At 68.1% G+C, this 17,378-nt stretch carries 17 protein-coding genes; 12 read left to right on the forward strand and 5 right to left on the reverse strand.

Features of this window, described 5'->3' with window-relative positions; genetic code table 11:
* Positions 1–2 precede the first annotated feature (2 nt).
* The 8 genes from NGR01S_RS21775 (at position 3) to NGR01S_RS31615 (ending at position 7,524) form a co-directional block, all read left to right on the forward strand.
* Entirely contained in the window at positions 3–971 is a 969-nt protein-coding gene (locus tag NGR01S_RS21775) for an amidohydrolase family protein (RefSeq protein ID WP_063039726.1), read from the forward strand.
* On the forward strand, positions 968–1,687 hold the full coding sequence (locus tag NGR01S_RS21780) for an SDR family NAD(P)-dependent oxidoreductase (protein WP_063039728.1): 720 nt from the start codon (positions 968–970) through the stop codon (positions 1,685–1,687). The genes NGR01S_RS21775 and NGR01S_RS21780 overlap by 4 nt, the downstream gene beginning before the upstream one ends.
* Positions 1,684–2,505, forward strand: coding sequence for an enoyl-CoA hydratase/isomerase family protein (locus NGR01S_RS21785; RefSeq protein ID WP_063039730.1), 822 nt, complete (start codon positions 1,684–1,686; stop codon positions 2,503–2,505). The genes NGR01S_RS21780 and NGR01S_RS21785 overlap by 4 nt, the downstream gene beginning before the upstream one ends.
* 13 nt (positions 2,506–2,518) lie before the next feature.
* Positions 2,519–3,277: an SDR family NAD(P)-dependent oxidoreductase gene (locus NGR01S_RS21790; RefSeq protein WP_063039732.1), complete on the forward strand. Its 759-nt coding sequence runs from the start codon at positions 2,519–2,521 to the stop codon at positions 3,275–3,277.
* Positions 3,274–4,953, forward strand: a complete 1,680-nt coding sequence (locus tag NGR01S_RS21795) for a CocE/NonD family hydrolase (RefSeq protein WP_063039734.1) — start codon at positions 3,274–3,276, stop codon at positions 4,951–4,953. Before NGR01S_RS21790 ends, NGR01S_RS21795 begins: the two co-directional genes overlap by 4 nt.
* Positions 4,953–5,756: an enoyl-CoA hydratase/isomerase family protein gene (locus NGR01S_RS21800; protein WP_063039736.1), complete on the forward strand. Its 804-nt coding sequence runs from the start codon at positions 4,953–4,955 to the stop codon at positions 5,754–5,756. Before NGR01S_RS21795 ends, NGR01S_RS21800 begins: the two co-directional genes overlap by 1 nt.
* Before the next feature lies 1 nt (position 5,757).
* Positions 5,758–6,513: an SDR family oxidoreductase gene (locus NGR01S_RS21805; RefSeq protein ID WP_063039738.1), complete on the forward strand. Its 756-nt coding sequence runs from the start codon at positions 5,758–5,760 to the stop codon at positions 6,511–6,513.
* A 729-nt stretch (positions 6,514–7,242) separates the two neighbouring features.
* Positions 7,243–7,524: a DUF4254 domain-containing protein gene (locus NGR01S_RS31615; RefSeq protein WP_169811946.1), complete on the forward strand. Its 282-nt coding sequence runs from the start codon at positions 7,243–7,245 to the stop codon at positions 7,522–7,524.
* 343 nt (positions 7,525–7,867) lie between these two features.
* Here the strand turns inward: NGR01S_RS31615 and NGR01S_RS21815 are convergent, their stop codons facing one another.
* From NGR01S_RS21815 to NGR01S_RS31150, 3 genes are all read right to left on the reverse strand, one after another.
* Positions 7,868–8,761: an alpha/beta hydrolase gene (locus NGR01S_RS21815; RefSeq protein WP_063039742.1), complete on the reverse strand. Its 894-nt coding sequence runs from the start codon at positions 8,759–8,761 to the stop codon at positions 7,868–7,870.
* A 77-nt stretch (positions 8,762–8,838) separates the two neighbouring features.
* A complete protein-coding gene (locus NGR01S_RS21820) occupies positions 8,839–9,444 on the reverse strand; it encodes a TetR/AcrR family transcriptional regulator (protein ID WP_084481563.1) in 606 nt (201 codons plus the stop codon).
* A 261-nt stretch (positions 9,445–9,705) separates the two neighbouring features.
* The gene (locus NGR01S_RS31150) at positions 9,706–9,915 is read right to left on the reverse strand and encodes a FitA-like ribbon-helix-helix domain-containing protein (RefSeq protein WP_063039746.1); all 210 of its coding nucleotides are present in this window, start codon (positions 9,913–9,915) and stop codon (positions 9,706–9,708) included.
* 282 nt (positions 9,916–10,197) lie between these two features.
* Here NGR01S_RS31150 and NGR01S_RS21830 point away from each other — a divergent pair, with 282 nt between their 5' ends.
* The 4 genes from NGR01S_RS21830 (at position 10,198) to NGR01S_RS30450 (ending at position 15,466) form a co-directional block, all read left to right on the forward strand.
* Positions 10,198–11,370, forward strand: coding sequence for an aminoglycoside phosphotransferase family protein (locus NGR01S_RS21830; protein ID WP_063039749.1), 1,173 nt, complete (start codon positions 10,198–10,200; stop codon positions 11,368–11,370).
* 292 nt (positions 11,371–11,662) lie between these two features.
* A complete protein-coding gene (locus tag NGR01S_RS21835) occupies positions 11,663–12,946 on the forward strand; it encodes a cytochrome P450 family protein (RefSeq protein ID WP_063039751.1) in 1,284 nt (427 codons plus the stop codon).
* 206 nt (positions 12,947–13,152) lie between these two features.
* Positions 13,153–14,379: an acyl-CoA dehydrogenase family protein gene (locus NGR01S_RS21840; protein WP_373861456.1), complete on the forward strand. Its 1,227-nt coding sequence runs from the start codon at positions 13,153–13,155 to the stop codon at positions 14,377–14,379.
* Positions 14,380–14,707: 328 nt separating this feature from the next.
* On the forward strand, positions 14,708–15,466 hold the full coding sequence (locus tag NGR01S_RS30450; protein ID WP_245664705.1) for a TetR/AcrR family transcriptional regulator: 759 nt from the start codon (positions 14,708–14,710) through the stop codon (positions 15,464–15,466).
* A 264-nt stretch (positions 15,467–15,730) separates the two neighbouring features.
* Here NGR01S_RS30450 and NGR01S_RS21850 read toward each other — a convergent pair whose 3' ends face one another.
* Positions 15,731–16,594 carry an SDR family oxidoreductase gene (locus NGR01S_RS21850; protein ID WP_063039753.1) on the reverse strand — a complete coding sequence of 288 codons (864 nt, stop codon included), beginning with the start codon at positions 16,592–16,594 and terminating at the stop codon, positions 15,731–15,733.
* Positions 16,595–16,729: 135 nt separating this feature from the next.
* Complete coding sequence (locus tag NGR01S_RS21855; RefSeq protein WP_063039755.1) at positions 16,730–17,131, reverse strand: hypothetical protein; 402 nt, start codon at positions 17,129–17,131, stop codon at positions 16,730–16,732.
* Positions 17,132–17,378: the final 247 nt, after the last annotated feature.

Below are 17,378 nucleotides of genomic sequence, written 5' to 3' on the forward strand. Positions count from 1 at the left end.
GTATGGTGAAACAGCAGTCCGTGATCGACATGTGCGATGTCGTTTTCGACGAACAGGGCTGGCGGGCATACCTCCACGCCCTGCTCGGGAACGCACCTCGCTATCTCGAGGTCTTCGCCGGTCGATTCGGGCGGCTCAGCGGGCGATCGGCAGCGAGTGTGATGAAGGCATTCGCTGCCGATCCCGGCAACACCATCGGTTGGCTGGCCGAACGGCTCGGGTCGACCGAACCGCATGCGCACGCCGCGCGCCTGGCCGCGGACGGCATCCGGGCGCAGGTCGTGCACGGCGGTCCGTGGCCCACCACGCACGGCACGGTCAACGACCTGGTTGCCGCGCAGGTCGCCGCACACCCGGAATGTCTGATCGGCTGGGCGGGAGTGAGTCTGCGGGAGCCGGGTCCGGCGTTGACCGAGGCCATCCGAGCACTCGGAGAATTGCGGCTGACCGGTCTCTCGATCATCCCGTTTCTCGACGGAATCGACGTCGGCGACCAGGTCCACGATCCGCTGTGGCGACTATGCGTGGAACACGATGTGCCGGTCTGGATACACAGCGGCCAGCACTTCCGCACCACGGTCCCCGCGGGGATCTCCGCTCCTTCGGTGATCGACCGGATCGCCGGACGCCACCCCGATCTGCGCATCGTCATGGGACACGGTGGCTGGCCCTGGGTCCTCGAGGCCATCGCGCTGCTGCAACGCCATCCGCGCGTGTACCTCGAGTTCTCCTCCCACGACCCGGCGACGATGGCCGCGGCCGGCTCCGGCTGGGAACCGCTGTTCCTACACGGTGCTCGCTCGATACAGCGCCAGATCATGTTCGGCTCCACCAGTTGGACGCACGGACGATCGGTGCGCGAGATCGCCGATCGGGCGGACCGGCTGCCCATCGACGAAGATGTGCGGCACGCCTGGCTGTACGGCAATGCCGAACGGATGCTCCGACTCGACGCGGTGGTGTCGCGATGACCGGGCTTCTCGACGGTCGCCGGATCCTGGTCACCGGCGCGCTCGGGGGTATCGGTACGGCGGTGACCCGGCTGATCGAGTCCGAGGGCGGCACGGTGGTCGGCATCGATCGTCCGGAGTCCGTGGCACGCGCCGGCGCACCCGCGGCGTACGGTCTCGACCTGACGGCCGCGGGAGCCACGGCCCGGGTCCAGCAGCTCTGCCGGGAGCTCGGTGGCATCGACGGACTGGTCAACAACGCCGGGATCGAGTATCGGGCCGCGCTCGGTGAGCACACCGACGACGACTGGTCACGGGTCATGGCTGTCAATCTCGACGTGCCGTTCCGGCTCGGCCGCGACCTCGCGGGCCTGCTCGAGTCCCGAGTCGACGCGGCGATCGTCAACATCTGTTCGATCGCGGTCACCGGATTCGCCGGCCAGGTGGCCTATGACGCGAGCAAAGGAGGCCTGCAGACACTGACCCGCTCGCTCGCGGTGGAACTCGGCCCCCGGGGCATCCGCGCCAACGCGATCTGTCCGGGATTCATCGATACTCCGATGCTCGACACCGGCTCCCTGCGCGGCCTCGCCGCCAAGGTGGCCCGCGGTCTGCCGCTGCGTCGGCTCGGCATCCCCGACGATATCGGGCACGCCGTGGTGTGGTTGCTCAGCGGTCGTTCCCGATACATCACCGGACAGTCGCTCTACGTCGACGGAGGCATGACGCGCTCATGAAAGCCCAGGACGAGCTCACCGCACCGCAATCCACACTGCGGGTCACGCTGCCGGGCCCCGGCATCGTCTGGATCACCCTGAACCGCCCGCACCGCCTCAACGCCATCGATCGCCGACTCGGAGCCGAACTGTGCGCCGAACTCGAGCGGCGCTTCGCCGACCGCGCGACCCGGGTCGTCGTGCTCACCGGCGAAGGACGTGCCTTCTGTGCCGGTGACGATCTCGGCGCGGTCGAGGAACATTTGCGCGGTGACCGCACCAACTCGCCGGTGGTGGGTGACACCGCCGATCCCATCTACCTGCGCATCATCGAGATGATTCTGACGGCCCGGGTGCCGGTCATCACTTCGATCAACGGCTTCGCTGCCGGGGCGGGCGCCGAGCTCGCCTGTGCCGGTGATCTGCGCATCGCTGCCAGCAGCGCCCGCATCGGCAGCGGCCTGCTGCGGGTCGCCCAAGCGGGCAGCGTCGCCATGCTGGGCCGCCTGGTCGGCCCGGCGCGGGCCACCGAGATCTACCTCTCCGGCGAGTTGCTGGACGCGGCCGCCGCCGAGCGGGCCGGAATCTTCGGCCGCGTGGTACCGCCGGCGGAACTCGTGGCGGTCACGCTGGTCGAGGCCGAGCGGTTGGCCCGATCGGCCACCGCCGCGATCGGATTGTTCAAAGAACTGCGCGAACGCTGTATCGGTCAGCCGATCGAAATGGCGTTGCGCCTACAGAACTCGGTGCACATTCGTAACAACGTCGAAGTCGCCGACGCCCACGAGGGCGCGATGGCCTTCCTGGAAAAGCGTGACCCGCACTTCGTGGGCAGATAAGGGGCACAACGCCATGAACATCTTCGGTTCCTTCGACCAGCACGTCGCCGTCATCACCGGCGCGGCCAGCGGTATCGGTGCCGCCTCGATGAAGTTGTTCCGGCAGGCCGGGGCGACAGTCGTCGGCCTCGACCTGCACGCCGGCCCGGACATCCTCGCGTGCGACGTCTCCGACCCCGCAGCCGTGGACGCGGCGCTCACCGAGGTGGTGGACCGCCACGGCCGGCTCGATATCGTCCACGGCAACGCGGGTATCAATATCGCCGGTCGCGCGCATTCGCTCTCCGACCAGGACTATCGCCGGGTGATGGGTGTGTGCTGCGACGCCAACTTCTACCTCGTCCGGTCCGCGGTCGGCCATATGCGCGAAACCGGTGGGGTTTTCGTCTTCACCACCTCGATGTGCGGTGTGGGCGCCACACCGAGGTCGCCGGTGTACAACATGGCCAAACACGCGCTGATCGGTCTGACCCGGTCGGTGGCGGTGGATTACGGCTCCCAGAACATTCGCGCGGTGGCGCTGGTCACCGGCCCCACCCACACCGCGATGGTCGACGAACTGTGGCCCGAGGGCCTCCTGCGGCAGACCCTGGTCGACTCCACGTCCGTCGGACGACTGAGTACCCCGGAAGAACAGGCGCGGGTCGCGGTGTTCGCCGCGCTGCCCGGCTCGGCCTACCTGACCGGTGGTGTCCTCACCGTCGACGGCGGCGCCACCGCGGGATGGAACGAGATGGCCACCCGCATGCTGACCCTCACCGCACAGGCATGAACCCCGACGCGAGCTGGCACAGCGATGTCGAGAGCCCGATGCGGGACGGCGTCGTGCTGCGTGGCGATCTCTGGCGACCGGCCCGGCCCGCGCCCGTGGTGATCTTCCGAACTCCCTACGGCCGCCGCAAGATCAGCTCCGATGTCCTCCGGCCGATGGACTGCGTGGAGTCCGGTTACGCGGCCTTCGTCCAGGACACCCGGGGACGGTTCGGCTCCGACGGTGCGTGGAAGCCGATCATGTGGGATCAAGAGGCCCTCGACACCCACGATACGGTCGAGTGGGCAGCGGCCCAGCCCTGGTGTGATGGGACGGTGATCCTGGCGGGCACTTCCTATGGCGGGATCCTGTCCATGCTCGGCGCGGCCACGCGCCCGCCACATCTGGCCGGTGTGGCCGCGGCCATGGTGACGACCGGCAGTCGTGACCGGGCGGAGATGGGCGGCGCGCTGCGGCTGGACCACCTGTTCGGCTGGATGATCTACATGGCCGCCGACTGGCTCGCCCGCAATCCCGAGTACGCAGACGCCGACAACGTCGCCCTGCTCGGGTCGTTATTCGCCGACCCGATGGCGGCGATGCGGTCGTGGCCGCCGTCGGCGAATCCGCTCGCCCGGCTGCGTGGCTTTCCGCTCGATGTCGAGCAGTTGCTCGCGGGGGCCGGGACAACACTGCCGGAGTGGGCGCCGGAGGCGATCGAGGTGCCGGTGTTCGTGAGTACGGGCTGGTACGACGTCTACGCGTCGTCGACGATCGATACCTTCACCGCCGGGGCGGCCGCGCATCCCGAGGTGCCGTATCGGCTGGTCATCGGGCCGTGGGCGCATACCGGGCCCCTCCAGCACATCCAGGGTGAGGTCAACTTCGGTGTGTCGGCCTCGGCGGCGGCGATCGGCCTGCCCACCCGGCAACTGGAATTCTTTCGGCGATGCGCCGACACCGCACCAGTGCTGCCGTCACGGCAGGTCGACTACTTCCTGATGGGCGCCGACGAGTGGAGGTCCGACGATCGGTGGCCGCCGAGGGAAGTGGTGTCGCAGCGATTCCGGTTGATTTGTGGCGCGGCCGAGGGCCGGGCCGGCGGACTGGTTTCCGAGGAGAATCGGCAAGGCGAGGACGGTATCGACACCTACGTCCACGACCCGCTCTCGCCGGTGCCGAGCCGGGGCGGCCGGCTTCTGCACCTGGGTCGCCTCGCTCCGGGGCCGATCGATCTCGGCCGGCATTGCGCGCGCGCCGACACGCTCCACTACCTGTCCGCGCCGCTGGAACAGGCCGTGGATGTGGTGGGCGCGGTATCGATGACGGTGTGTGTGAGCCTCGACCGCTCCGACACCGACCTGTTCATCAGGCTGATCGACCGGCATCCCGACGGTCGGCTGCTGCCCGTGGCCGAAGGCAACACCCGGGTGCGGTTCCGTGACGACCTGACCACCGCGCGTCCGTTGCCGCCTGGCGAAACAGCTGTCATCACTGTCGATCTGGGCAATACCGCCCAGCGGTTCGCGGTCGGGCACCAGCTCGGCGTACTGGTGACGAGCAGTAACTTTCCGCACGTCGATCGTAACTTCGATATCGCACCGGTCACCGTCGACCCACCGCCGGTCACCGTGAGTCTGCACACCGCGGGCTCGATGCTCACCCTCGACATCCTTCCTGGCGAAAGGACCCGATGATGTCGGTCTGGACCGAACGACACGAGGCCGCAGTGGCCGTGCTGTCGTACCGAAACCCACCCCGGAACTTCCTCACTTTCGCCGCGCTCGCCGAACTGGGGGAGATACTGCGGCGGATCGCCACCGACGACACGATCTCGGTGGTGGTGCTGCGCAGTGAGGTTCCCGGCTACTTCGTGGCGCACGCGGATCTGGCGGAACTGGCCCTGCTCGCCGCTGGCTCCGTGCCGGAGGCTCGTTCCTGGTACACCACCATGCGGCTCGTCGAAACCATGCCGCAGCCGGTGATCGCCGCGATCGACGGGCAGGCCTGGGGCGGTGGTGTCGAACTCGCCCTGTCCTGTGCGTTGCGCTGGGCGAGCGAGTCGGCGCACTTCGCGTTGATCGAGACATCGCTGGGCATCATCCCGGGAGCGGGCGGGACACAACGGCTGATGCGGCTCGTCGGCCGTGGCGACGCCACCGAAATGGTGTTGAGCGGAGAACCTGTCGATGCCGGGCGGGCGCGGCAGATCGGATTGATCGGCCGGGTCTTCGCGACCGAGGGCTTCGACGAGGCCGTTCTGGCCGCCGCCACGAGGCTGGCTCGGAAGCCACGGGCAGCGCTCGCGGCGGCGAAACGAGTGCTGCGCGACGGCGCCGAGCTGGGTGTCACCGATGCTTTCCGTCTCGAGGGTGCCGCCTTCGCGGAGCTGCTCGCGACGCCGGAATCCGCTGCGTTGCAGGAGCGTGCGCGACACGCCTATGCCACCGCAGCCGACGACGACCCGGTGCACTTCGGCACCTACCGAGAGGAGCGCTGATATGCCCGGCGGCGTCGCGGTCGTCACCGGTGCGAGCCGGGGAGTGGGCCGCGCGATCGCCCTCGAACTCGCCGACCTGGGCTATGACATCGCCGTGGGTTACTACTCCCGAAATGGCGATGCCGCCGACGTGGTCCGCGCGATCGAGCGCTTCGGCCGGTCGGCGTGTGCGGTGCAGGTCGATACGCGCGATCCCGGCTCGTGCCGTGCGATGGTCGACCGGGCGCGCACGCTGGGGCCGGTCCGGGCTGTCGTCGCCAACGCGACCGGATTCGCCGACTCCTCGCCCGCGCTGACCTCGACGGTGCAGACTTCGATCGAGACCTACACCGAAATGTTCACTGCCCGGGTGGGCTCCGTGCTCGGCCTGGTCGAGGCGGCGGGCGACGATCTACGCAATGGGGGTCGAATCGTCGCCGTCAGCAGCACCGGTACCCGGCGATACGTTCCCGGGTACGCACCCATCGCGGTATCGATGGCGGCGACGGAAGCCGTGATCCGCTACTTGGCCGTGGAGTTGGGCCGCGTAGGCGTCACCGCGAATATCGCCAGCGGCGGGGTCATCGACACCGACGCCTTGTCGGCCGTCTCGCCGGACCCGGAGCGCCTCAAGAGACTGGTCGCCAAGTCGACTCCGCTCGGCCGGGTGGGCCGGGCCCCCGACCTCGCCCGCCTGGTGAAGTTCCTGTGTGGCGACGACGGCGCATGGGTGAACGGCCAGACCGTGATCGCCGACGGCGGCAATCTGATCGCGTAACCCGCTCGGTGCGCGGACGCCGAGCCGCTGATCGTCGAATGCGGCGCCGGCGCGCTCAACCGGCCTTGATCGGGGGCTCTGATTTTGTGGTTGACGTCACACCTTGGATCGATTATTTTTCATTACAACGCGTAATGTAATGAAAGGAGTGGTTCGTGCGCGACGAGGTGCGATTCTTCAGTGGCGGGGTAAAGCCGCGGGGCGGAGTGAGTGCGCGATGAGTAGACGACCCCGCCCGAGGCGGCAAGGTGGCGAACGCGCCCGTCCCGCCGATGCGGCCACGGGGCTGACACTGCACGACCTGCAGATCGTCAGTCGCGTGCTCGGGTTCGGTAGTGCCGAGGATCTGGTCGGCAGCGAGCTGTGGCTCGGCCCATCCGGCAGTCGGCCATCGAAGGAGGGTGTTGCCGACCCGCCGACTCGGCCGGCGCTGTCGCCCTCGGCGGGTGAGGGCTGTCCGGGTGGATGCGAAGGCGGCCGGCATCATGGTCGCAACGGTTGCCGGCACCTCGCCACACCGCGGCGGTGATTCGGATGCCGGCGATCATCTGTTCTACGCTGCCCACCTGTTCGGCGCGCCCGGCGCACTACGCGTTACCGACCGGGGAGGAACTGCTGTCGGCGATCCGAGGTCATCACGTCGGACCTCACCCGCTGGCCCGGGTCGCCTGTCGGCTCGGACGGCTTCATCGTCCGGATGCACGGAGTTCGGTCCGCGCGAAACGATACTTGCGCAACGCCTTGGCGCGGCAAGCCGACCGGTGGGTGGCCGACCACGCGCCGGCACCGCATCCCGCCGCCACCCTGCACTCGGAATCCATGGGCGCGGTGATCGATCGACTCGCCCGCCAGCAGGTCTACGCATATCACCTGCTGATGACCACGAAGCCGTCCGACCCGGTCGTGCACGCGCAGTGGTACCGGCTCGCTCAGCTGATCGACGACTACACCGATCTGGCCACCGCGGTGACGACCGGGGCGCGACGCCTGCCGATTACGCCGATCGCGTAGGTGGCGAGCGCCTCGACCACTGCCCTCGAAGCCCCGAGAGGCTGCCTCCCGGGGCTTCGGCAACCGGCGATGAACTCGCGGGTGCCGCGGGTGCCGCCGGTGGCCGCCTCGGTCCGGCCGCGTGGAAGCGGCGAGCTGCGTCGCAGGCCCATTCGGTCATCGCGCGCGGTCGACCGGACGCAGCATCCGTGGTTCGCATACCGCAGATCGCTTCTCGCTGCATTTCGCCTCGACCTCGCAGCACGCGGCCGATCCGTCGTCCCTGCGGGGGCGCCGCTGTCGGGGTCGCGATCTCATGACGTCGAGGCTGCGACTCGATTCGATCGCCGTGGGAGTCGGTCCGTCACTGCTCGGCGAGGTTCGTCAGCAAGAAGTCGCGGGCGGCCGAGGCCGCCTGATCGAATCGCTCACCGTATACCGCGAAGTGACCTCCGGGGATCAGGGTGAGCTGTTTGGGCTCCAGGGCGTCGGCGTAGCTCTGTAGGGCGATATCGCTGGGCGTGAGGGTGTCTTTCTCGGCGATCACCATCAGTAGGGGAGTCGGGGAGACTCGGCGTAGGAACGCCTCTGGTGCGTAACCCTGGAATTTGTCCACGCTGGAGAGCGTGACCTCGTTGCGCCAGGTCGGTACCTGTGGGCCGTTGGCCAGCAGCCATTCGTAGACCTCCGTTCCCGGCATCGCGACCAGTTCGGTGGGGTCGTCGGAGGCGGCCTTGATCATCTGGTGCGGTTCGCCCGCGGCGCGGGCCGACCGGTCCGCGGCGATCGCCTGATGTACGGCGGGCAGCATGATCGATGGCACGAGGCGGCCGAAGGTCGCCCAGCCGTTGGTCAACGGGACCTGCGACACAACGGCTCGGACTCGGCGGTCGGTGGCGGCGACGACCAGGACGTGGGCACCGGCGTAACTGGTTCCCCAGATGCCGATCCGATCGCTGTCGATTCCGTCGAGTGTCTGTGCGTAGGTCACCGCGTCGCGATAACCCTCGATCTGTGCGCCCGGGTCCACCTCGAAGCGCGGTTCGCCGTCGGAGGTGCCGAATCCGGGATGGTCGTAGACCAGGCAGGCCAGCCCGGCGGCGCTGAATACCTCGGCGAACGGTGCGACCCATTCCTTGACGCCGGCGAATCCGTGTGTCATCACCACCAGGGGCACGGCGCCGGTGCGGCCTTCCGGTCGATACAGCCACCCGCGCAGGGAGACACCACCGCTGAGGAACTCCACGTCTTCACGCATCGCGAAACCTTTCCATTACATTGCGACGTGTAATGGAACTTAGGCGAGCCGACGATATGAGGTCAACCACAGAATTATCAGCGCTGGTATCGACCTACGGCATCGAGTGCGGACTGCACCGTGCGTTGTACGAATTCCTCGTCGATCGGCCCGAGTTCGGGTAACAGTGCTCGCATGAGCATCGGCCCGGTGATGAGATCACACACCCATTCGGAATCGAATCCGGGTTCGATCTCGCCGCGGGCGGTCGCGCGTTCCAGGATCGTGGCCGTGGAACGCCGGCGTGGTCGTAGGAACTGCTCTTGGAATCGTCGTGCGGCCTCCGGGGTGCGACCGAGCTCTTCCAGCAGGCCCGGCACTGCCCGGCGCAGCACCGGATCGTTGAACAGGTCACGCTGATGTTGCTGGATCGCGAGCAGCTCGGCCTCGATCCCACCCAGGTCCTCGGCGCCGGGCTGCAGTCCGTACCGGTCGATCAGTACCGAGACCACGAGATCGGCCCGGGAACTGTACCGGCGGTAGAGTGCGGGCCTGCTCGTCCCCGCCGCATCGGCGACGGCCTGGAGGGTGAGCGCGCCGTAACCGCGTTCGGCGATCAGTTCCGCGGCGGCCTCGAGCAGTGCGGCGTCCACTCGGCTGTCGCGTGGACGGCCGGTGCGCGGACCAGCGGAGTTATCCAGCATGGCTTCACCGTACCGAGGTGATCACCGACATCGCAGAACGGTCGCGGGGCGGGACACGGAGCTACACCGTTGATAGCGTTCTCGCTTCGCCGGGCCCGAATGGGTGGATCGCACCGTTCGGCTTCGGCGGTTTCGTGTCCCAGCGGAATGTGGGGTCATGATCCGGTTCTCTTCCGGCATTGGTGCGATCGTGGCCGGCGGACGGGGCGAACAGGTCGTCGACCGACCACTGATAGTCGGCGTGCGCTCCGACGCCGAGCGTCAGTCCGCGGGTTCGGCCTGCTCCGGGTCGTCTTCGGGGTGCTCCCCGGACAGGACCTTTCCCAGGCGAACTCTCTCCGGGGAGCGCGTCACTACCTCCTCCAGAATGGCGAGGACCTCCGCCTCGGTGCTGCGACCGTGATTGTCCGCGCGAATCCGCAGGGCGCGATACACCGCGTCCGGTACATGTCGAACAGATAGCGTCACCATGGCGGGCGTCTTTCGTCGACAGTGGTCGGTGACCCGATTATATTTCGCGCTCCGGCAAACCGCCGGTGCCGGTGGCGTCTCGGTCCGATATATGCCGCGCGCGGGGCCCGAATGGGGCGCGCCGGGCCGATCCGCCGCCGCATCGTAGAGTAATTCGTCGAAACCTGTTCCAGCGCAGCGAATATGGCGCAAAATCGGAAATCGTCTGTGTGAAGGAAAAGTCCGGACCGGACGGTTCGGCACGGTGCGCGCTTTCGCGCGCATCCGGAAAGTGAGGCGGAAATGAATCACAAGCTCTGGTTGCTCGGCCGGCTCGTCGCGGTGGGCGGGCATATCCTCGGCGAGAAGCTCACCGGGCACCGGGCCCGCACGATCGACGATGTGCCCGCGTCCGGCGCCGCGCTCACCGCGGAATGGCTCACCGCCGTGCTCTGCCGGGACGCACCCGGTGCCGAAGTGGTCTCCTTCGACATCTCGGGTGGCAGCAGCGGTACCTCCACCCGGGTGGCGATCCGGGTGGAGTACAACGAGGCGGGCCGGGCCGCGGGGCTACCGGAGGCGTTGTTCGCCAAAACCACGTCTTCGCTGAGTCAGCGGATTCTGCTCGGCGGCGGCAAGATGATCGACGGCGAGACCCGTTTCTTCCGCGATTTCCGGCCGAAACTGGAGATCCAGGCCCCGCTGGGCTACTGGGGGGCGTCGGATCCGGCGTCGTGGCGGTCGATCGCGCTGATGGAGGATATCGCCGTCACGCGGGGCGCGGTATTCAGCGAACCGACCGCCCCGATCGGCCGTGCCGAAATGGAGGATCTGGTCCGCAATCTCGCCCGGCTGCACGGGACCTTCTGGGAGGATCCCGCCATCGAGGTGCTCAAGACCACCAACGAGGCGTTGCAGGCCTATCTCGCCGCGATCGATATGAAAACCCGCTGCGCGGTGGGTCTGGGCCGGGCGGCGGAAGTGGTTCCGGAAAGCCTGCACGGACAGGCGGACCGGTTGTGGTCCGGCGTCGAGCGTGCCGTGGACCTGGCCACGACCGAACTCCCGCACACCCTGCTGCACGGCGACCCGCATATCGGGCAGACCTACCGGACCGCCGAGGGACGGATGGGTTATGTGGACTGGCAGGTCGTGATGCGCGGCGGCTGGGGGCACGATTTCGCCTATACGGTCAATTCCGGTTGCGAACCGGAGGACCGCCGGGCCTGGGCCGAAGAACTGCTGCGGGCCTATCTGGAGGAACTGGCCGAGGCCGGCGGGGTGGCGCCCGATTTCGACAAGGCCTGGCTGATCTACCGGCAGCAGTCGATGTTCGCCTACGCGGCATGGGCGTTCACCATTGGCCGGGCCGCGTATCAGCCCGAGATGCAGTCGAGGGAGACCTGTCTCACACTTTTGCGGCGGATCACCTCGGCCATCGACGACAATCGATCGCTGGACGCGCTCGGCGTATGAGAACCGTTGCGCCGGCCGGGTTTCGGATTTGCCGAGCCCGGCCGCGTCGCGGCGGCGAGAATGGCCGGCGGAATATTCGGACCAGACCGATCGAAATTGTGCGGACTAGTCCAACAAAAACTCGAAAAAGACGGCCGTACAACTTGTTTCTGAATCGATCAGATTTCGTGACCATGTCGTACCATCGCCTGGTTCCGGCTCGAGTCAGCTGATTCTGCAGGAGGAGCCTCGAACCGGGATCGGCCGGTGGAAAACCATCGGCGCCGCAACCGGACGGTATGGAGTTTCGTTCTTGACTACCTCGGATCACCGAAGACACGCTCAGGCCCACGTGCACGGTTCGCCGATCGATTCCGATGATCCGCGGATACCGCTGTACCTCCCGGAATTCGCCGCCGATCCGCACCGGTTCTACCGGGAGATGCGGGGTCGGTACGGGTCCCTGGCGCCGGTGGAACTCGCCCCCGGCGTGCCCGCCACCCTGGTGATCGGATACAACACCGCCCTGCGGGTGCTCAACGATCCGGATCGCTTCCCCGCCGACCCTCGGGTCTGGCAGAAGGATATTCCGGCCGAGTGCCCGATCCTGCCACTGCTGGAATGGCGGCCGATGGCCAGCCGGTGCGCCGGACAGGAATTCGTGCGCTACCGGCAGGCGATCACCGCGAGCATGGACGAAGTGGACATGTACGCGATCCACACGGTCGTCGAGAACATCGCGGGCCCGTTGATCAACTCGTTCTGCGAGGACGGTCACGCGGAATTGATCCAGCAGTACGTGTTCCCGCTGGCGTTCCAGGTGATCAACTATCTGCTCGGCTGCCCGCCGGAGATCGGGCAGCAGGTTGCGGCCGGGACGGCCGCGCTGCTCGAGGGCGTGGACGCCGAAAGCGGCAGTCGTATGCTGGGCGAGGCCCTGATGAACCTGGTGTTGCTCAAGCGCGAGCAACCGGGCACCGATATCACCTCGGTGCTGCTGCAGCATCCGGTCGAGCTGTCCGAGGAGGAGGTCTCCCACCACGTCTCGCAGGTATACGGCACCGGGATCGAATTCGAACTGAACCTCATCGTCAACACGCTGCTGCTGATCCTCACCGATGAACGGTTCGGCGGCAGCGTCCTCGGCGGGAACCTCACCTCCCGCGACGCCTTGGACGAGGTGCTGTTCAACGACCCGCCGCTGGCGAATCTGCTGATCACCTATCCGCGGATGCCGATCCTGCTCGACGATGTGTGGCTGCCCGCGCATCAGCCGGTGGTGATCAGCATGGCGGCCTGCAACAACGATCCGGCCATCCGCACCTCGGAGCTGACGGGTAACCGCGCCCACTTGGCGTGGGGTCTGGGTCCGCACGCCTGCCCCGCTCAATCGCTGGCCTATATGGTCGCCGAGGGTGCCATCGATCAGCTGCTGGACGCGATACCGGAGATGCGCGCGGATTTCCCCGACGGTGAGCCGGTCTGGCGGCCGGGCCCGTTCCATCGATCGCTGGCGGGTTTGCCGGTGACATTTCCCCCGCAGATCCCGCTGCCCGGATACGCGGACACCGCCGCCCGGCCCGCGGTCCGGGCCTGAGCCCGGCAGGCGGCCACTTGCGACGGGGCCCGGACCCGGCGGGTTCGGGCCCTGCGCGGGACTGCGGCGGCTCCGGTGGTGGTGTGCGGCGCCGGGGTCGCGGGGGCCCGGTACGGCACCGCCGAAGTACTTGAATTCGGATTCAAGTTTGGGCTACCGTCGGGAGGGCTTGAAGCCGCGCCCCGACGATCGGAGTTCTCGTGGAACTGTTCACCTCGACCGAGCGTGCCCGCGAGTACCGGCGCACCCTGCTCGCCTTCATGGACGAGCGCGTGTATCCGGCCGAGCCGGTCTATGCCGAGCAGATGGCCGCGGCGGGGGATCCACATCATCACCCGCAGATCCTCGAGGACCTCAAGGCCGAGGCCAAGGAGCGGGGATTGTGGAATCTGTTCCATCCGCACCCGGAGTGGGGCCCGGGCCTGTCCAATCTGGAGTACGCGCCGCTGGCCGAGATCATGGGTCGCAGTCCGGCGCTGGCGCCCGAGGCGTGCAACTGTTCCGCGCCCGACACCGGCAATATGGAGGTCTTCACCCTCTTCGGTACCGAGGAGCACAAGCAGCGCTGGCTCGAACCGCTGCTGGCGGGCACCATCCGGTCGGCGTTCGCGATGACCGAGCCCGGGGTCGCCAGCTCCGATGCCACCAATGTGGAGATGCGGATGGAACGCGACGGCGACGAGTACGTGCTCAACGGCCGGAAGTGGTTCGCCTCCAACGCCATGCACGCCAATTGCAGGGTGCTCATCGTCATGGGGAAGACCGATCCGGACGCGCCCAAGCATCGGCAGCAGTCGATGATGGTGGTGCCGATCGACGCCCCGGGTGTCACCGTCGTCCGCAATCTGCCGGTGTTCGGTTATGTCGATCGCGAGGGGCACGCCGAGATCGAGTTCACCGATGTGCGGGTCCCGGTCACCGATGTACTGAAGGGCGAGGGGGAGGGTTTCGCGATCAGCCAGGCCCGGCTGGGCCCCGGCCGCATCCATCACGCCATGCGCGCGATCGGGATGGCCGAACGCGCACTGGAACTCATGTGTGCCCGGGCGGATTCGCGGACCACATTCGGGCGCAAGGTCAGCGAACGGGCCAATATCCGGGACTGGATCGCCGAGGCGCGCATCGATATCGAACAGGCGCGGCTACTCACCCTGAAAACCGCTTGGATGATGGATACGGTCGGCAACAAGGAGGCCCGCACCGAGATCGCCGCGATCAAGATCGCCGCGCCGGTGATGGCATTGCGGATCGTCGACCGTGCCATCCAGGTGTACGGCGCGGCCGGTGTGACCGAGGATTTCCCGCTCGCGAGCATGTACGCCCATCTGCGTACCCTGCGGATCGCCGACGGTCCCGACGAGGTGCACAAACTGACTATCGCCCGGGCCGAGCTCGGTAAGGCCCGCGCGGCGGCCGAAGCCGCCGGCAGCTAGTGGTGCCGGCCCGGGTCCGGGGATGTGGCCCGGGCATTCCGGTCCGCCGCCCGATACGTTGGATATGTCCGCTCGGTGCCCGGCTGTTCCCCCGACGAGACCCTGCGGGCCGAGGTCGGCCGGGCGACCCCGCGCGATACCGGGAACTCCGATCGGATCACCACGCCGGCGACGGGCCGCCTGTTCGCGGCGTGAACGCACTATCCGAGCCTGTTCGCGCCCGCCACCACCGCCTTCCGTATTCCGCCCGGCCTGCGATCCCGGAGTTCGTTCGCGCCCGTCGCCGGATTCCGCGATCCGGCCGGCCCGCGACGACTGCGAGTGGCCGGTGAATGCTCGGCAGGAGAACATATCCGGGGCCCGGACGAGCGGCGGCGGAGCCGACAGCGTATCCACGGGTGGGAAAACCGGCGAGGGAGCTGCGCGGGAGCTCACGGCGGCCGGTCATCCGACCCGGCCCGCCCCGAAGAGCCGCCGCGGGATCCGCACCCGGGCGGCGCTGCTCACGGCCGCCCGTGCGGTTTTCGAGGCCGACGGGTTCGTGGATGCGCGGATCAGCGACATCACCCGGACCGCCGGGGTGGCCTCGGGGTCGTTCTACACCCATTTCGACAGCAAGGAAGAAATCTTCGCCGAGGTCGTCGATCAAGTCCGGGAGGAGATGCTGCATCCACACGTCCGCGCGCGCGCCGGGAGCGACGATCCGCGCGACTGGATCGCCGCCGCGAACCGGGAGTACTTACGGTCCTATCGGCGCAACGCGCGGTTGATGGCCGTCCTGGAGCAGGTGTCCCGGGTGGACCCACAGTTCGCCGCGCTGCGAGCCGAGCGGGCTTCGGCGTTCATCGATCGCAATGCGGCGTTGATCCGGGATCTCCAGGAGCGCGGTCTGGTGACGCCGCGGTTGGACGCGCGGGTGACTGCACTGGCGTTGTCGAGCATGGTGAGCAAAGTGGCGTATCTGGTGTTCGTGGACGAGGAGCGGATCGAGTTCGAGACCTTGCTGGAGACGCTCGACTGGATCTGGTGCAACGCTCTCCAACTGCCCGAATCACCCGGTGCGGGAACCGAGTCCGATCGGCGATGAGAGTTCGTGCTCCGCGGCGCGGGGGGCGCTCGGGGCGAGCTGTGGCCGTGTCGGGCCGGATTCCGGGGATTTGCGTGAGCTACCGCAGTGGCGGGCCGGTGGGTGCGTCGCCGGAGTGGCTGGATACGCAGGTCAACTTACGCGCGGGGTCGCGCGTAAGCGATAGCCCGCCCGGGTGGCTCACCCCGGGGCGTCGCGGATCGGCTACCGGACAGGATGCCCGGCGCGAACCCGGGCATGCGTCCGGCGCAGGGCAGTCTGTGGTTACTCCGCTCGCGGGGTCGCGGAGAAACCGCGGAACCGGCGCAGGTAGCCGATGATGCGGCGCAGCGGTACCGCCCGCGGCCAATCATCCGGACGGAAATAGGCGTCGGTGCCGCCGTCCACGAAAATCACGCTACCGCAGAGGAATTCGGCCGATGGCGACAACATCATGCAGACCCAGTCGGCGATGTGCTCCGGCTTGCCGAAGCCACCGGTGGGGACCGGGAACGCATTGACCGCCTTGGCCTCCGTGGGGGAGGCGAGCTGGCCTTCGAGCAGCGGGGTGAGGATCGCGCCGGGGGCGATGACATTGAGCCGGATACCGGCCCCGGCCCATTCCGGCCGGACGGCCCGGCGGCGCACCCAGCGGCTGACCGCGATCTTGGAGGCCGCGTACACGAACGGCCCGGCCTGCTTACCGAAGATCTTCACCGTCCGGACGGCGCGTTCGGTATCGCCGGCCAGGAACGCCGCCACCGTCCGGCGCGGCACCGCCGGGACCGTGGTGGCGGAATTGCTGCCGAAGGCGACGACCCGCGCGGATCCGGTCGCCGCGAGCGCGGGCCGCCAGCCCTCCAGCAGTTCGACTGTGCCGAGATAGTTCACCGCGGCGATCACCGGCAATCGGGCGGGATCCGGTACCGGCCCGAGCCCGGCCGCGAGGACGGCGCCGTCGAGCCGGCCGTCCGCGGCGGCCAGTACCGCGTCGATCGCGCTGCGCCGGCCCGCGGCGGTGGCGAGGTCGGCGACGATATCGGACTCCTGGATATCCACCCCGATCACGCGGTGGCCCGCGGCGGTCAGTTTGTCGGCGACCGCCCTGCCCATTCCCGACGCCGCTCCCGTGACCGCGTAGACACCCATTCGAAATCCCTTCTTCCGGGCCAGGACTGCCGTCCCGGGGCCATTCGACGGAGTCTGTCAAAAGTACGGAATCTGTCAAGCGGCCTGGAGTGATGCGGGCGGCGATCGCGACCGGCCGCCGGTCCCGTCCACGGGTCAGCCGGGCAGGTGCAGATACTCGGGCAGGGTGAGGCAGACGAGGCCGAAGTCGTAACCCTTCTGCACGTACACTTCGGTGCCCACCCCGTCGGCCGATACCGAATGCCGACCGGGCACAGTCGGCGCCCAGTCCGCGGTGAAGGTGCCGGGTCCCGCCTGCTCGAGCGGCCCGAAGGTGCCGCCGGGCTGCCCGTCGGCCCGGTCCTCCAATGCGCCCACCCCGTCCCCGTGGACCGTGACGGTGTAGGTGCAACCGACCCCGTATTGGACGAAACCGAGGCCGAAACCACCGGAGATGCTCACACCCGTCACCGCGGCTGCGGCGCCGGGGGCCGGCCCGAACGCGGTCGCGGCGGCGAGGGCGCAGGCGGTGAGCAGTGGGTATGCGGCGGTCGTCATAGGGCGTGCTCCGGTCGGATCGACGGTGGGGACACGGTGGAACGTCCTGTAAGAAGTGCAGCACCGCGAGGTCGCGCGGCACAGTCCTCGTCGATCACGAAGTAGTTCCGTTTGTCACCGGCGGACCCGGCCACCCCACCCGGCGCCGGTCGGTGCATTCCGGCGGGTTGTGTAACACCCGCAGACCTTCCGCTGAATAACCGGGCGTAAAAGTTGCGGCCCCTGGCCGATTGCCGGCGGAATGCTG

This window comes from Nocardia grenadensis NBRC 108939, assembly GCF_001613445.1.
GTDB classification, from domain to species: domain Bacteria; phylum Actinomycetota; class Actinomycetes; order Mycobacteriales; family Mycobacteriaceae; genus Nocardia; species Nocardia grenadensis.

What these genes read in the sequence shown, in the direction of transcription:
- NGR01S_RS21775 (WP_063039726.1), top strand. Translation starts at nt 3, where the DNA reads ATGGTGAAACAGCAGTCCGTGATCGACATGTGCGATGTCGTTTTCGAC.
- NGR01S_RS21780 (WP_063039728.1), top strand. Translation starts at nt 968, where the DNA reads ATGACCGGGCTTCTCGACGGTCGCCGGATCCTGGTCACCGGCGCGCTC.
- NGR01S_RS21785 (WP_063039730.1), top strand. Translation starts at nt 1,684, where the DNA reads ATGAAAGCCCAGGACGAGCTCACCGCACCGCAATCCACACTGCGGGTC.
- NGR01S_RS21790 (WP_063039732.1), top strand. Translation starts at nt 2,519, where the DNA reads ATGAACATCTTCGGTTCCTTCGACCAGCACGTCGCCGTCATCACCGGC.
- NGR01S_RS21795 (WP_063039734.1), top strand. Translation starts at nt 3,274, where the DNA reads ATGAACCCCGACGCGAGCTGGCACAGCGATGTCGAGAGCCCGATGCGG.
- NGR01S_RS21800 (WP_063039736.1), top strand. Translation starts at nt 4,953, where the DNA reads ATGTCGGTCTGGACCGAACGACACGAGGCCGCAGTGGCCGTGCTGTCG.
- NGR01S_RS21805 (WP_063039738.1), top strand. Translation starts at nt 5,758, where the DNA reads ATGCCCGGCGGCGTCGCGGTCGTCACCGGTGCGAGCCGGGGAGTGGGC.
- NGR01S_RS21815 (WP_063039742.1), bottom strand. Translation starts at nt 8,761, where the DNA reads ATGCGTGAAGACGTGGAGTTCCTCAGCGGTGGTGTCTCCCTGCGCGGG.
- NGR01S_RS21820 (WP_084481563.1), bottom strand. Translation starts at nt 9,444, where the DNA reads ATGCTGGATAACTCCGCTGGTCCGCGCACCGGCCGTCCACGCGACAGC.
- NGR01S_RS31150 (WP_063039746.1), bottom strand. Translation starts at nt 9,915, where the DNA reads ATGGTGACGCTATCTGTTCGACATGTACCGGACGCGGTGTATCGCGCC.
- NGR01S_RS21830 (WP_063039749.1), top strand. Translation starts at nt 10,198, where the DNA reads ATGAATCACAAGCTCTGGTTGCTCGGCCGGCTCGTCGCGGTGGGCGGG.
- NGR01S_RS21850 (WP_063039753.1), bottom strand. Translation starts at nt 16,594, where the DNA reads ATGGGTGTCTACGCGGTCACGGGAGCGGCGTCGGGAATGGGCAGGGCG.
- NGR01S_RS21855 (WP_063039755.1), bottom strand. Translation starts at nt 17,131, where the DNA reads ATGACGACCGCCGCATACCCACTGCTCACCGCCTGCGCCCTCGCCGCC.